Origin of the sequence: Rhodobacter capsulatus, assembly GCF_052363175.1 — a bacterium.
GTDB lineage: Bacteria > Pseudomonadota > Alphaproteobacteria > Rhodobacterales > Rhodobacteraceae > Rhodobacter > Rhodobacter capsulatus_D.
Map to the genome: position 1 here is coordinate 1,866,649 of NZ_CP198946.1, position 13,336 is coordinate 1,879,984.

Annotated in this window: 13 protein-coding genes, 2 pseudogenes and 1 riboswitch; of the genes and pseudogenes, 14 read left to right on the top strand and 1 reads right to left on the bottom strand. The window is 68.5% G+C overall.

Annotated features, from left to right (window positions below):
* The first annotated feature begins 1 nt into the window (after nucleotide 1).
* From ACTTAI_RS10070 to cobJ, 3 genes are read left to right on the top strand one after another with little or no spacing between them, the layout of a single operon-like run.
* Nucleotides 2–631, top strand: coding sequence for a precorrin-8X methylmutase (locus ACTTAI_RS10070; RefSeq protein WP_444455584.1), 630 nt, complete (start codon nucleotides 2–4; stop codon nucleotides 629–631).
* 2 nt (nucleotides 632–633) lie between these two features.
* Complete coding sequence (cobI, locus tag ACTTAI_RS10075; RefSeq protein ID WP_444455585.1) at nucleotides 634–1,371, top strand: precorrin-2 C(20)-methyltransferase; 738 nt, start codon at nucleotides 634–636, stop codon at nucleotides 1,369–1,371.
* Nucleotides 1,368–2,105 carry a precorrin-3B C(17)-methyltransferase gene (cobJ, locus tag ACTTAI_RS10080; RefSeq protein WP_444455586.1) on the top strand — a complete coding sequence of 246 codons (738 nt, stop codon included), beginning with the start codon at nucleotides 1,368–1,370 and terminating at the stop codon, nucleotides 2,103–2,105. Before cobI ends, cobJ begins: the two co-directional genes overlap by 4 nt.
* Here cobJ and ACTTAI_RS10085 read toward each other — a convergent pair.
* Nucleotides 2,078–2,833: a cobalt-precorrin-6A reductase gene (locus tag ACTTAI_RS10085; RefSeq protein ID WP_444455587.1), complete on the bottom strand. Its 756-nt coding sequence runs from the start codon at nucleotides 2,831–2,833 to the stop codon at nucleotides 2,078–2,080. The genes cobJ and ACTTAI_RS10085 overlap by 28 nt on opposite strands.
* On the opposite strand from ACTTAI_RS10085, the gene cbiE reads away from it, so the two are divergent.
* The 11 genes and pseudogenes from cbiE (at nucleotide 2,832) to ACTTAI_RS10140 (ending at nucleotide 13,336) form a co-directional block, all read left to right on the top strand.
* Complete coding sequence (gene cbiE / locus ACTTAI_RS10090) at nucleotides 2,832–4,022, top strand: precorrin-6y C5,15-methyltransferase (decarboxylating) subunit CbiE (protein ID WP_444455588.1); 1,191 nt, start codon at nucleotides 2,832–2,834, stop codon at nucleotides 4,020–4,022. The two genes, ACTTAI_RS10085 and cbiE, sit on opposite strands and share 2 nt — an antisense overlap.
* Entirely contained in the window at nucleotides 4,019–4,351 is a 333-nt protein-coding gene (locus tag ACTTAI_RS10095) for a cobalamin biosynthesis protein (protein WP_444455589.1), read from the top strand. Before cbiE ends, ACTTAI_RS10095 begins: the two co-directional genes overlap by 4 nt.
* Entirely contained in the window at nucleotides 4,348–5,133 is a 786-nt protein-coding gene (gene cobM, locus ACTTAI_RS10100; protein WP_444455590.1) for a precorrin-4 C(11)-methyltransferase, read from the top strand. Before ACTTAI_RS10095 ends, cobM begins: the two co-directional genes overlap by 4 nt.
* Nucleotides 5,130–5,855, top strand: coding sequence for a uroporphyrinogen-III C-methyltransferase (gene cobA / locus ACTTAI_RS10105; RefSeq protein ID WP_444455591.1), 726 nt, complete (start codon nucleotides 5,130–5,132; stop codon nucleotides 5,853–5,855). The genes cobM and cobA overlap by 4 nt, the downstream gene beginning before the upstream one ends.
* A 1-nt stretch (nucleotide 5,856) precedes the next feature.
* On the top strand, nucleotides 5,857–6,624 hold the full coding sequence (gene cobF, locus ACTTAI_RS10110) for a precorrin-6A synthase (deacetylating) (RefSeq protein WP_444455592.1): 768 nt from the start codon (nucleotides 5,857–5,859) through the stop codon (nucleotides 6,622–6,624).
* Nucleotides 6,625–6,657: 33 nt separating this feature from the next.
* Nucleotides 6,658–6,879, top strand: a riboswitch (cobalamin riboswitch).
* Between the two features lie 65 nt (nucleotides 6,880–6,944).
* The gene (locus ACTTAI_RS10115; protein ID WP_444455593.1) at nucleotides 6,945–7,607 is read left to right on the top strand and encodes an energy-coupling factor ABC transporter permease; all 663 of its coding nucleotides are present in this window, start codon (nucleotides 6,945–6,947) and stop codon (nucleotides 7,605–7,607) included.
* Nucleotides 7,607–7,924: an energy-coupling factor ABC transporter substrate-binding protein gene (locus tag ACTTAI_RS10120; protein WP_444455594.1), complete on the top strand. Its 318-nt coding sequence runs from the start codon at nucleotides 7,607–7,609 to the stop codon at nucleotides 7,922–7,924. The genes ACTTAI_RS10115 and ACTTAI_RS10120 overlap by 1 nt, the downstream gene beginning before the upstream one ends.
* Nucleotides 7,925–7,940: 16 nt before the next feature.
* A complete protein-coding gene (gene cbiQ / locus ACTTAI_RS10125; protein ID WP_444455595.1) occupies nucleotides 7,941–8,675 on the top strand; it encodes a cobalt ECF transporter T component CbiQ in 735 nt (244 codons plus the stop codon).
* The gene (locus ACTTAI_RS10130; protein WP_444455596.1) at nucleotides 8,672–9,514 is read left to right on the top strand and encodes an energy-coupling factor ABC transporter ATP-binding protein; all 843 of its coding nucleotides are present in this window, start codon (nucleotides 8,672–8,674) and stop codon (nucleotides 9,512–9,514) included. Before cbiQ ends, ACTTAI_RS10130 begins: the two co-directional genes overlap by 4 nt.
* Before the next feature lie 40 nt (nucleotides 9,515–9,554).
* A pseudogene (gene tcuA, locus ACTTAI_RS10135) lies at nucleotides 9,555–11,912 on the top strand (FAD-dependent tricarballylate dehydrogenase TcuA); the annotation flags it as partial.
* 115 nt (nucleotides 11,913–12,027) lie between these two features.
* Nucleotides 12,028–13,336 (top strand): annotated as a pseudogene (locus ACTTAI_RS10140) (cobyrinate a,c-diamide synthase).

Below are 13,336 nucleotides of genomic sequence, written 5' to 3' on the forward strand. Positions count from 1 at the left end.
GATGCCCCATGAGTATGAAAAGGACGGCGCGAAGATCTATGTGCAGTCCTTCGCCACGATCCGCGCCGAGGCCGATCTGGCCCGCTTCACCGCCGAGGAAGAGGTGGTGGTGGTCCGCATGATCCATGCCGCCGGGATGGTGGGGCTGGAGCATCACGTCCGCTTCGCGCCCGGCATGGCGATTGCCGCCCGTGCGGCGCTGGAGGCCGGGGCGCCGATCCTCTGCGATGCGCGGATGGTCTCCGAAGGTATCACCCGCGCCCGTCTGCCGGCGAACAACGAGGTGATCTGTACGCTGCAAGACGCCCGCGTGCCCGCGCTGGCGAAGGAGATGGACAACACCCGCTCCGCCGCGGCGCTGGAGCTGTGGCGCCCGAAACTCGAAGGGGCTGTGGTGGCGATCGGCAATGCGCCGACGGCCTTGTTCCACCTTTTGAACATGCTCGAAGACCCGGCCTGCCCGCGCCCGGCGGCGATCATCGGCTGCCCGGTGGGCTTCATCGGGGCCGCTGAATCGAAAGCGGCGCTCGCACTGGCGAACCCGGTGCCGTGGGTGATTGTCGAGGGGCGGCTCGGCGGCTCGGCCATCACCGTCGCGGCGGTGAACGCGCTCGCAAGCCGGAAGGAATAGAGATGGGACGCATCCTTTGCGCCGGTCTTGGGCCGGGTGACCCCGAGCTGATCTCGGTGAAATCCGACCGCGCCATTCGCGGCGCCACCGACATCGCGCATTTCCGCAAGGCGGGGCGGCCCGGTCAGGCGCGGCGGATCGTCGAGGGGATGCTGCGCCCGGATGTGGTCGAGCATGCGATGGAATATCCGGTGACGACCGAACTTCCGGTCGAGTCCCCGGAATATAACGAGGCGCTGGCGCGGTTTTACGACGACTGGGCATCGCGGCTTTCGGAACTTTCGAAAACGCGCGATATTGTCGTGCTCTGCGAAGGCGATCCCTTCCTCTATGGCTCGTTCATGCATCTTTACACCCGCCTGCAAGGCCGGGCCGAGATCGAAGTGATCCCCGGCATTCCCGGCATGGTGGGTTGCTGGTGGGCGACGGGCACGCCGATCACCTGGGGCGACGATGTGCTGACCGTGATGGCGGGAACGCTGCCCGAGGCGGATCTGGTCGCGCATATGGAACGCTCGGATGCGATCGTGGTGATGAAGACCGGGCGCAATCTACCGAAAATCAAGCGCGCGCTTGCGGTTACGGGTCGGCTCGACGCAGCGTGGCTCGTCGAGCGCGGCACGATGCCGACCGAGCGCATCGCGCGTCTGGTCGATGTGGCCGAGGAGGATTGTCCCTATTTCGCCATCGTGCTGGTGCACGGGCAGGGGCGGCGGCCGGAACTGGGGGGCGAGGAATGAGCGGTTGGGTTGTCGTTGCCGGGCTTGGGCCGGGCCGTGAAGATCTGGTGACGCCCGAGGTGGTGGCCGCCGTGGCCGAGGCCACCGATATCGTGGGCTACATCCCCTATGTCGCCCGCATCGCCGCGCGCGAGGGGTTGACGCTGCACCCGACTGACAACCGGGTCGAGCTTGACCGCGCGACCCATGCCCTTGAAATGGCAGCCGAAGGTCGGCGCGTGGTGGTGGTCTCCTCGGGCGATCCCGGGGTCTTTGCGATGGCCTCTGCGCTGTTCGAGGCGCTCGAAGCCCATCCCGAACATGCCGGGACCGAGATTCGCATCCTGCCGGGCATCACCGCGATGCTGGCGGCTGCGGCTGCGGCCGGGGCGCCGCTTGGGCATGACTTCTGCGCCATCAATCTTTCGGACAATCTCAAACCTTTCGAAATTCTCGAAAAGCGGCTGCGCCACGCGGCGCGCGGGGATTTCGCGATGGCGTTTTACAATCCGCGCTCGAAATCGCGCCCGCATCAGTTCACCCGCGTGCTGGAAATCCTGCGCGAGGAATGCGAGCCCGAGCGGCTGATCCTGTTCGCCCGCGCCGTGACGACGCCCGAGCAGGCGATCAATGTGGTTGAACTGCGCGAGGCGACGCCCGAGATGGCCGACATGCGCACCGTGGTGCTGGTCGGCAATGCCAGCACCCGCCGCATCGGGCCCTGGGTCTACACGCCGCGCGGCGTCGCGCCGTGATCGGCGAGCCAGCCCATCACCCCCTCGAGCGTCGCGCGGATCTCGCGCGCGGGGACCATGGGCCGGTCGATCAGGATCACCGGCAGACAAAGGCTGCGGGCGGCCACAAGCTTCGCCTCGGCGCCCGCGCCGCCAGCGTTCTTCGCAACGATATGGGTGATGGTTTCGCTGCGCAGCAATTCCATATCCCCTTGAATCGTAAAGGGGCCGCGCGCGATGACGGCGGTCGCATCGGGCAGGGGCAACGGTGCCTCGGGCGGGTCGACCAACCGCAGCAAATAGTGATGCTGCGGTGCAGCGGCAAACTCGGCCAGATGCTGTTTGCCGATCGCAAGGAACACCCGCGCCGGGGCTTGCGGCAGCGCGGCGACGGCGCCCGCAAGATCGGGAACATTGGTCCAGCGGTCGCCCTCCTGCGCGGTCCAGGGCGCCCGTTCGAAGGCGCAAAGGGGCACGCCGGTTTGCGCACAGGCCGCGACGGCATTGCTGCTCATCTGCGCGGCGAAAGGGTGCGTGGCGTCGATCATATGCGTCACGCCCTCGCGCTTCAGATAGTCGACGAGCCCGTCCACGCCGCCAAAGCCGCCGATGCGGGTGGGCAAGGGCTGCGCCACGGGCGCATCGGTCCGGCCCGCATAGGAAAACACCGCCTCAAAGCCTTGTTCAGCAAGGGTTTTCGCCAGTCGACTGGCTTCGGTGGTGCCGCCAAGCACAAGGAGGCGCGTCATGTCTGATCCGTGGTTGAGCATCGTGGGTCTGGGCGAAGATGGCCTTGATGGGCTGCCTTTGGCAAGCCGTCAGGTGCTGGATCGGGCCGGGGTCATCTTTGGCGGGCCGCGGCATCTCGACCTTGTGGGCGCTGGCCGTCGCGGTCAGGCTTGGCCCGTGCCCTTTGACATTGCCCCGGTGCTGGCGTGTCGCGGGCGGGCGACGGTGGTTCTGGCCTCGGGTGATCCGTTCTGGTTCGGGGCGGGCTCGATGCTGGCCGAACGGCTGGCGCCCGAAGAGTGGCAGGCGTTTCCGGTGCCGGGCACGGTCGCGCTGCTCTGCGCGCGGCTTGGCTGGCGCATCGAGGAGGTGACGGCGCTGGCGCTGCATGCGGCGCCCTTCGGGCGGCTGCGCGCGGCGCTGGTGCGCGGGGCACGCGTCGTCGTGACGCTGCGCGACGGCGCGGCGGTGGGGGACCTGGCCGCTTGGCTTTGCGCGAACGGCTATGGCGCGGTGAGGATGGTGGTGGCCGAGCGGCTGGGTGGCCCGGCCGAGCGGCTGCGCAACATCACCGCGCAAGCCTATGATCTGAGCGATGTTTCTGCGCTTGTCGCGGTGGCGCTCGACGCCGCCGATCTGGCGCCTGAGGTCGGTCTTTCCGCCACACCGGGTCGGCCGGAAACCGCCTTTGCCCATGACGGGCAGATCACTAAGGCGCCGATGCGGGCGCTGACGCTGGCGGCGCTGGCCCCCCGGGCGGGCGAATTGTTGTGGGACATCGGCGGCGGCTCCGGCTCGGTCTCGGTCGAGTGGTGCTTGGCGGGGGGGCGCGCGATCACGATCGAGCCGCGGGCCGACCGGATCGAGAATATCCGCGCCAATATTGACAGCTACGGCCTCGGCGCCCGGATGCAGGCGGTGCATGGTGCGGCCCCCGAGGCGCTGGCGGATCTGCCCTTGCCCGAGGCTGTCTTCATCGGCGGCGGCGGGTCTCAGGCGCTGCACGACCTGCTCTGGGAGCGTCTCGCCCCCGGCACGCGGATCGTCGCGAATGCGGTGACGCTGGAAAGCGAGACCGCTCTGATGCGCCTGCACGAACGCCACGGCGGCCAGCTTTTGCGCATCGACATCGCCGAGGCCCAGCCGCTCGGCCGGATGCGCGGCTGGTCGCCCAGCCGTCCGCAGCTGCAATGGAGCGGGCGGCGATGAAAGTGGCCGGTGTCGGATTTCGGCCCGGAACCGGGTCAAAACCGCTGCGCCATGCCGTCGCGTCCGTGGGAAAGGTGGATGCTCTTGCCACGGCGCGCGAAAAAGCCGAAGAGCTTGCCGCCGCTCTGCCCGACTATCGGGTGATCGGCGTCACGGTTGCGGGGGTCGAAACGCCGTCGCAATCGGAGCGGGTCCGGGGGCTGAAAGGCACCGGATCGGTGGCAGAGGCCGCGGCGCTGGTCGCGGCAGGCAAGGGGGCGCGACTGGTGCTGCCCCGACAGGTGATCGGCGGGGTGGTCCTTGCCGTGGCGGAGGGAGAGGACGAATGACGGTGCATTTCATCGGCGCGGGGCCGGGGGCGGCGGATCTGATCACGATCCGGGGCCGCGATCTGATCGCGTCTTGCCCGGTCTGTCTGTACGCCGGATCGCTGGTGCCCGAGGCGCTGCTGTCGCATTGCCCGCCCGGCGCCAAGATCGTCAACACCGCACCGATGAGCCTTGATGCGATCATCGACACGATCGCCGAAGCCCATGCCGCGGGGCACGATGTCGCCCGGCTGCATTCGGGCGATCTGTCGATCTGGTCGGCAATGGGCGAGCAGCTGCGCCGTCTGCGCGCCTTGAACATTCCTTATGATGTGACGCCCGGCGTGCCGTCATTCGCCGCCGCGGCCGCAACGCTTGGCGCGGAACTGACGCTGCCCGGGGTGGCGCAATCGGTCATTCTGACCCGCACCTCGGGGCGGGCCTCGGCCATGCCCGAGGGCGAGACGCTGGAGAATTTCGCCCGCACCGGGGCGGTTCTGGCGATTCACCTTTCCGTGCATGTGCTTGACGATGTTGTGCAAAAGCTGACGCCGCATTACGGCGAAGAGTGTCCGGTCGCGGTCGTGTGGCGCGCGAGCTGGCCCGATCAGCGCGTTGTCCGGGCAACTTTGGCGACCCTGCAAACCGCCATCGGCGCCGAGATGGAGCGCACGGCGTTGATCCTTGTCGGCCGGTCGCTCGCCACCGAGGATTTCGACGAATCCCGCCTTTACGCGGGCGATTACGACCGCCGCTACCGCCCCTTGGGCACCCATCCGCGCTTCCCGGAGGGCACCGAATGAGCGGCTTTGTCTCCTTCGTTTCCTCGGGTCCGGGCGATCCGGAGCTGCTGACGCTGAAGGCCGCCGACCGGCTCGCCAAGGCCGATGTTGTGCTGTTCGATGACCTTTCCGCCGGGCCGATCCTTGGCCATGCGCGCGAGGGGGCCGAGCTGATCGCGGTCGGCAAGCGGGCCGGGCGGCCCTCGCCGAAGCAGGATCATGTGAGCCGCTTGCTCGTCGATCACGCGCTGACCGGGCTCAAGGTGGTGCGGCTGAAATCGGGCGATTCCGGGCTTTTCGGTCGGCTCGAGGAAGAGTTGGACGCGCTGACCGGCGCGGGCATTCCTTACGAAATCATCCCCGGCGTGCCCTCGGCCTGTGCTGCTGCCGCCGCGGCAGGGCTGCCGCTGACGCGCCGTCTGACCGCGCGGCGCGTGCAATTCGTCACCGGCGCCGATGTGACCGGCGATCTGCCCGAGGGGCTGAACTGGGCCGCGCTCGCCGATACGGGCGCGACGACCGTCGTCTTCATGGGCAAGCGCACCTTCCCGAAACTGGCCGCCGATCTGATCGCGCACGGGCTGGCCCCCGACACCCCCGCGCTGCTCGCCGAAGCCGTGGGCCACCCCGAGCAAAGCTGCACCCGCTCGACCGTGGCAGATCTTGCGGCGAGCCTTGCCGCGGAACGCTCGGACAAGCCCGCGCTCATCCTTTACGGCCCGCTTTACGACCCGGAGGTCTGAGATGATCGAGCTGACCCTGATCGGCATAGGCACCGGCAATCCGCGGCATCTGACGCTTCAGGCGATCGACGCGATGAATGCCGCCGATCTGATCCTGATCCCGCTCAAGGGGGCCGACAAATCCGATTTGGCTGGGCTGCGGCGGGGCATCTGCTCGGCGCATCTGACGAACCCCGCGACCAAGGTGGTCGACTTCGCGCTGCCGGTGCGGGATGCTGCCAACCCGTCCTATCGCAAGGGCGTGGACGACTGGCACGACGCCATCGCCGAGGCCTGGATGGCGGAAATCACCGCGCATGTTCCGGGGCTTGGCGGCAAGGTGGCGCTGCTCGTCTGGGGCGATCCTTCGCTTTACGACAGCACGCTGCGCATCGCGGAGCGGCTGAAAGCCCGCCTGCCGATCACGACGAAAGTCATCCCCGGCATCACCGCCATTCAGGCGCTGTGCGCCGCCCATGCGATCCCCTTGAACGAGATCGGCGCCCCGGTGATGATCACCACCGGGCGGCAATTGCGCGATCACGGCTGGCCCGCGGGGACCGAGACCGTCGTGGCCATGCTCGACGGCGAGTGTTCCTTCCAAGGCCTTGATCCTGAAGGCCTTACGATCTTCTGGGGCGCCTGTGTCGCGATGCCCGAAGAGGTGCTGATCAAAGGCCCCGTGGCCGAGGTCACGGCGCAAATCCTGCAGGCGCGGGCCGATCTGCGCGCCCGCCACGGCTGGGTGATGGACATTTACCTGCTGCGTCGCAATGTGCCCGCGGCGTGACGCTTCCTGCCCTTGACACTGCCGGGCACGCGGGGATAACTCGACCGCGATGGTTCCCAACTGGACGGGATTAATAGGGAACACGGTGAGGATTACCCATCAGGGGCCGAATCCGTGGCTGCCCCCGCAACTGTGAGCGGCGAGACGACGGTCGAAGACCACTGATTCCCCCTTTTCCACGGGGTTCGGATCGGGAAGGTGACCGGAGTTGTCTGACCCGCAAGTCAGGAGACCTGCCATCGCTCGAGCGTCGCAAGCCTTCCCGGGGCGGGGTGCCTCCGGTCTCTCGAAAGCGACGCGGGACAGTGGAAGGAAGTCACATGCACATCATGGAGGGGTATCTCCCCGTTTCCCATTGCGCATTCTGGTATGCCGCCTCGGCGCCCTTTGTGGTCGCGGGCGCGCTGAAAATTCGCCGTATCGTCGCCGAACGCCCCGAGGCGCGGATGACCCTTGCGGCCTCGGGCGCCTTTGCCTTCGTGCTCTCGGCGCTGAAAATTCCCTCGGTGACGGGCTCGTGCTCGCACCCGACCGGCACCGGCCTTGGCGCGGTGATCTTCGGGCCGTCGGTGATGGCGGTTCTGGGGTTGATCGTGCTGTTGTTCCAAGCCCTTCTGCTCGCCCATGGCGGGCTGACGACGCTCGGCGCCAATGCCTTTTCGATGGCCGTCGTCGGCCCATGGGTCGCCTGGGGGCTTTGGACGCTGGGCCGCAAGATTGGCCTCTCGGTCGCCGTCAGCGTCTTCCTCGCCGCGGCTCTGGGCGATCTCGCCACGTATCTTACGACCTCGGTGCAACTGGCTTTGGCCTATCCCGATCCGGTCTCGGGCATCTGGGGGGCTGCGTTGAAATTTGGCTCGATCTTCGCTTTCACGCAAATCCCGCTGGCTCTGGCCGAGGGCTTCCTGACCGTCATCGTCATGGAAGCGCTGGCGGGCAAGGGCGGCGTCGATCTGCGCACGATTACCGGGGAGGCACGCTGATGGTCTGCAAACGCACGATGGCCCTTTTGGGGGCGACGCTCGCCCTCGTGGCGCTACCGCTTCTTTTCGTCTCGGGCGAGTTTGGCGGCACCGATGATCAGGCCTCGGCGGCGATCGAGGCGATGAAACCCGGGTTCACCCCCTGGGCCGCACCGCTTTGGGAACCGCCGAGCGGCGAGGTCGAAAGCCTGCTCTTCTCGTCGCAGGCCGCGCTTGGTGCGCTGATCATCGGCTATGTGATCGGGCGCCGCCACGAACGCGCCAAGGCCGAAGCGGCGAAGACCGAACCGCGCGCCGTCGCCACCCCGGCCGAGTAAGGCAAAGACCCGGGCCATGAGCATTGCCTCGATCGACCGGGTCGCCGCGCAGGGCCATTGGCGAAATCGCCCGCTGGCCGAGAAGTCTCTGATCGGATTGGGGTTTCTCATCCTTGCCGTGACCTTGCCGCCCTTTCCCGGGGCAGTGCTGGTGACAATGGCGATCCTTGCCTTCACCTTCGCGGGCGCCCGGGTCTCGCCGCGCTTCTGGGCATCGGTCGCGGTGCTGCCGCTTGGGTTTCTTGCCACCGGGGCGTTGGTGCTTCTGGTTCAGATCGGCCCCGAGGGCATCAGCCTTGCCCCGGGCGGCCCCGCCGCCGTCGCGGCTTTGGTGACCCGGGCGACGGCCGCGACCTGCTGCCTGCTCTTCCTCGCCACGACCACGCCCGCGGCCGATCTGCTTTCGGGTCTGCGCGCCTGGGGCGTGCCCGCCGAACTGGTCGAGATCGCGCTGCTGACCTATCGCTTTGTTTTCATTCTGGCCGAGGAGGCCGCCGCCATGACCACCGCGCAACGCGCCCGCCTTGGCCATGCGACCCGTGCGCGCTGGCTGCGCTCGACGGCGCAGGTGATCGCGGTGCTGCTGCCCCGCGCTTTGGCCCGCGCCCGTCGTCTTGAAACCGGGCTCGCGGCGCGCAACTGGCAGGGCGAGATGCGGGTTCTGTCGAACCGCCCCGCGGCCTCTCCCCTGATCCTTGGCCTGATCCTGACCCTGCAAGCCGTCCTCGCCGCGGCCGGAGTGTTCCTGTGACCGCGATCCTTGCCGCCGAGGCGCTTCAGTACAGTTTTCCGGGCGGGGTGACCGCACTTGACGGGCTTTCTCTTGCCGTGCCGCAGGGCGAAAGCCTTGCGATCCTTGGCCCGAACGGCGCCGGGAAATCGACGCTGCTTTTGCATCTGAACGGCACGCTGCGCCCGCAAGCGGGGCGGGTGCTGCTGGGCGGCACCGCCACCGGCCATTCCCGCAAGGATCTGACCGACTGGCGCCGCCGCGTCGGGCTGGTGCTGCAGGACGCCGACGATCAGCTTTTCGCTGCAACGGTCTTCGAGGATGTGTCTTTCGGGCCCTTGAACCTTGGCCTGTCCGAGCCCGAGGCCCGCGCCCGGGTCGAGGAGGCGCTTTCCGCGCTCTCCATCTCCGATCTGCGCGACCGACCGACCCACATGTTGTCGGGCGGGCAAAAGCGGCGCGTGGCGATTGCGGGAGCTGTCGCGATGCGCCCCGAGGTGCTGCTGCTTGACGAACCCACTGCGGGGCTCGATGAGGCCGGGTCGGAGCAACTTCTGACGCTGCTGCGCGGGCTTCTGGACCGCGGCATGACGCTGGTCTTTTCGACCCATGATGTGAACCTCGCCGCCGCTCTGGCCGACCGGGTGGCGCTGTTTCGCGCCGGTCAGGTCGTGGCCGAGGGCAGGGCGGTCGAGATCCTCTCCGACCGCGCGACGCTGGCCAAGGTCGGCCTGCGCCCGCCGTTGTTGATCGATCTCGCGCTTTCAGCACGCGAGAGCGGCCTTCTCGACCACAACGCCGCCCTGCCGAAAACCCGCGCCGAGTTTTCTGCGGCGATGGCGGGCTGGACCCGGCGCTAGGGCGGTTTTCCTTGGCCGCGGCTTGCGTTACCTTGGCGCCATGACCACGACGCCCGTGCCCCAGACCCCTTTGCCCGCTTCGCTTGGCGTCCTCGTGATCGGCGCGGGGCTGGCGGGGCTTTGCGCCGCGATCGAGGCCGCGCGCGCGGGGGCCTCGGTCCTTGTTCTTGACGCCGCCCCGCCCGAACGGCTGGGCGGCAATGCGAGGCACGGTCGCAACATCCGCGTGGCGTCAGACGCCGAGACGCCCTATCAGCGCGACAGCTACCCGGCCGAGGAATTCCGCCGCGATCTTCTTCGCGTCGGCGGGGGCGATCCCGCGCTGGCCGAGGCGCTTGCCGAAGGCTCGCGCGATCTGGCCGACTGGCTTTTGGCGCAGGGCGTGCGGCTTGAACCCTGGGCGGAGGGCAATCTTCCCTATTCCCGCCGCACCGTCTTTCTGCGCGGCGGCGGGCAGGCGCTGGTGAATGCGCTTCTGGCCCGGGCGTGCAGGCTTGGGGTGCAGATCCGTGCCGGGATTGCCGTCGAGGCCCTGCCGCCCGAGGCTTTCGATCCCGCGCATCAAGGCCCGCTGACGGTCGAGATCGGTGCTGACCGGATCACCGCGCAGGCGCTCGTTCTGGCCTCGGGCGGGATCGGCGCGAACCGGGAGTGGCTGGCGCAGACCCACGGCGCGCGGGCGGATCAGATCGCCAACCGCGGCACGCCGGAACAGCTGGGCCTGCCACTGCTGCACGCACTCGCGCAAGGCGCGCAGGCGGCGGGCAAGCCGGGCGATGGCCATGTCGTCGCCGTCGATCCGCGCGCGCCCTTTCACGATGCGGGCATCGTCAGCCGTGTCGACGGGATGCAGCACGGCATCGTCGTCGGGGCCGATGGGCGTCGCTTCGCCGATGAAGGCGCGGTGAAAGGCCCCGAGCGCCATTCGGTCTGGGCGCGCAAGTTGCTCGCCCGCCCCGATCCCCGCGCCTGGATCATTCTGGGCGCGGAGGCCGCGATGAAGCTGCCGCCGATGATTTTTTCGCCCTTATCGGCTGATACACCTGCGGCGCTGGCGGAACTTTGCGACATCGACCCCGCGGGGCTGACCGCAACGCTTCAAGGCCCGCTTGATCCGCCGCGCTCGGGTGTTATGGCTCCGCTTGTTGCGCCCTTCCATGCAATTCCGATGATCCCCGGCATCGGCTTCACCCGCTACGGCCTTGTCCCCGACGCGACCGCGCGTGTGCGGCTGGCCGAGGCGGTGACCCCAAGACTTTTCGCCGCCGGAACAAACATCTGCGGCGCGATCCTGGGGCAGGGCTATCTCTCCGGCGCGGGGCTGACCATCGCCGCCGTCTTCGGCCGCATCGCCGGGCGCGAGGCGGCAAAGCTCGCGCCGAAAGCCAAACTCATTCCCGCCAGCCTGCCGCCAAACCCGATCCCGCCCGCGCCCCAAGCCGAGCCCTTTGCCGAGGCGAAACGGGCGCTCAACCTGTGCAACACCTGCGGGTTCTGCACCGGGCTTTGCGCCGTCTTTCCCGCCGCGCAGGGCCGCCCGAACCTCACGACGGGCGATCTGCGCCATCTGGCGCATCTGTGTCACGATTGCCGGTCTTGCGTGCATGATTGCCAATACGCCGCCCCGCATGAGTTCGCGGTCAACCTGCCCGCGACGCTTTCCGCCCTGCGCCGCGCCGACTACCGCGAGCCGCTTGCCCTTGCGAAAGCGGTTTTCGCGATCTGCTGCGCGCTGCCGCCCTTGGCGCTGCTCATTGCGCACCCCCTGGCGCAGGTTTTCGCGCGCCACACCGGGCCGGGGGCCTTTTACGCGCTGATCCCGCATCCGATCATGGCTGGTGCCACGGGCGCGGTGATGGGGCTGGCGGCGCTTCTCGTTCTTCTCTGTCTGATCCTGTTTTGGCGCGCGGGCCGTGGCCCGGTGCCGGTGGACCGCGTCGCCCTGCGCGCCGGGTTGTTCGACGCGCTGACCCTGCGCAACCTCGATGATTGCGAGGATCGTCTTGGCCCCGCGGGTCGCCTGCGACGCTTGGCGCATCATCTGCTCGCGGGCGGCTTCGGGCTGACTTTCCTTGCCACTGTCGCCGGGTTCTTCGCGCATGTCGCGGGCCAGCCCGCGCCCTATCCGCTCTTCAGCCCGCCGGTGATCCTTGGCACGGCGGGGGGCGTCGCGATGCTCGCGGGGCTGGCGCTGATGTCCCTGCGCCCCGATCCGTTGAAAACCCCCGAAATGGCGCGCTCGGATCGTTTCTTGCGGGGGCAACTGGCCGTTCTGGCGGGCTCGGGGCTTGCGCTGCTGGCGCTGCGCGACACGTCCGCGATGGGGCTCTTGCTCGCGTTGCATCTGGGCGCCGTCGCGGGGGCGGTGCTGTGCCTGCCGTTCGGCAAGCTCTCGCATGGCGGTTGGCGGCTGATCTCGCTTGTCCGCGCCGCGGCCGAGGCCCGGGCGCGGCGGCTTGACACAAGGCCCGCGGCCACGCTGCATCAGGGCGCGTCCGCACGGGAGGGGAAAGATGAGCGATGGACCGAAAGGGGTTGCGATTGCGGCACCCGCCTCGGGCTCGGGCAAAACGACGCTGACGCTGGGGCTGTTGCGGGCGCTGAGCCGGCGCGGGCTCAAGGTTGCCCCCCTTCAAGAACGGCCCCGATTACATCGACCCGGCCTTTCACGCCGCCGCCGCCGGTCGGCCGAGCTTCAATCTGGATGGCTGGGCAATGGATCGAGCGCTGCTGGACGCGCTGGCGGGGCAGGCGGCGGGCGCCGATCTGGTGATTTTCGAAGGCGCGATGGGCCTTTATGATGGTCCGCCTGACCCGGGCCGCTCCGGGCGTGGCGCCAGTTCCGAAATCGCGCGGATGTTTCATTGGCCGGTCGTGCTGGTGCTGGACGTGAAGGGGCAAGGGCAATCGGCGGCGGCTACCGCGCTTGGCTTTGCCCGCCACCCCGAGGCGCCGCCGATGGCCGGGGTGATCCTGAACAATGTCGCGAGCGCGCGGCACGAAAGCATGATCCGCGCCGAGATGGACCAGCTGGGCCTGCCTGTGCTGGGTGCGCTGCCGCGGCGCTCTGATCTGAGCCTGCCCGAGCGGCATCTGGGTCTGGTGCAGGCCGAGGAACAGGCGGGGCTCGACGCGACACTGGATGCGCTGGCCGAGTTCGTCGCGGCGCATGTGGATCTCGACGCGCTTCTGGCGGCCTCCGGCGCTGGCCCCGCGCCCGGTCAGGGGGCTTGGCCCGTGCCGCCCGCGGGGCGGATTGCGCTTGCCCGCGATGCGGCCTTTTCCTTTGTCTATCCGCATATGCTGGAAGCCTGGCGGCGGGCGGGGGTGACGGTGCTGCCGTTCTCGCCCTTGGCGGATGAGGCGCCTGATCCCTCGGCCGATCTTTGCTGGCTGCCGGGGGGCTATCCCGAACTGCACGCGGGTCGGATCGCGGCGGCGAGCCGCTTCAAGGACGGTTTGCAGCGTTTCGCAAAGACCCGCCCGGTGCATGGCGAATGCGGCGGCTACATGGTTCTGGGCGCGGCGCTGGTGGATGCCGAGGGTGTCTCCCACGCGATGACCGGGCTTCTGGGGCTGGTGACGAGCTATGAAAAGCGCCGCCTGCATCTGGGCTATCGCTCAGCGGAGCTTTTCGCGCCTCTGCCGGGATATGGCGTCGGATCAAGGCTTTGGGGGCATGAGTTCCATTACTCCACGATCCTTGCCCAACCCGATGCGGCGCTGGCCAAGGTCTGCGATGCGGCGGGCAAGCCGGTGGCCGAAACGGGATCGGTGCGGGGCAATGTGACGGGAAGCTTCTTCCATCTGATCGCAGGGTAA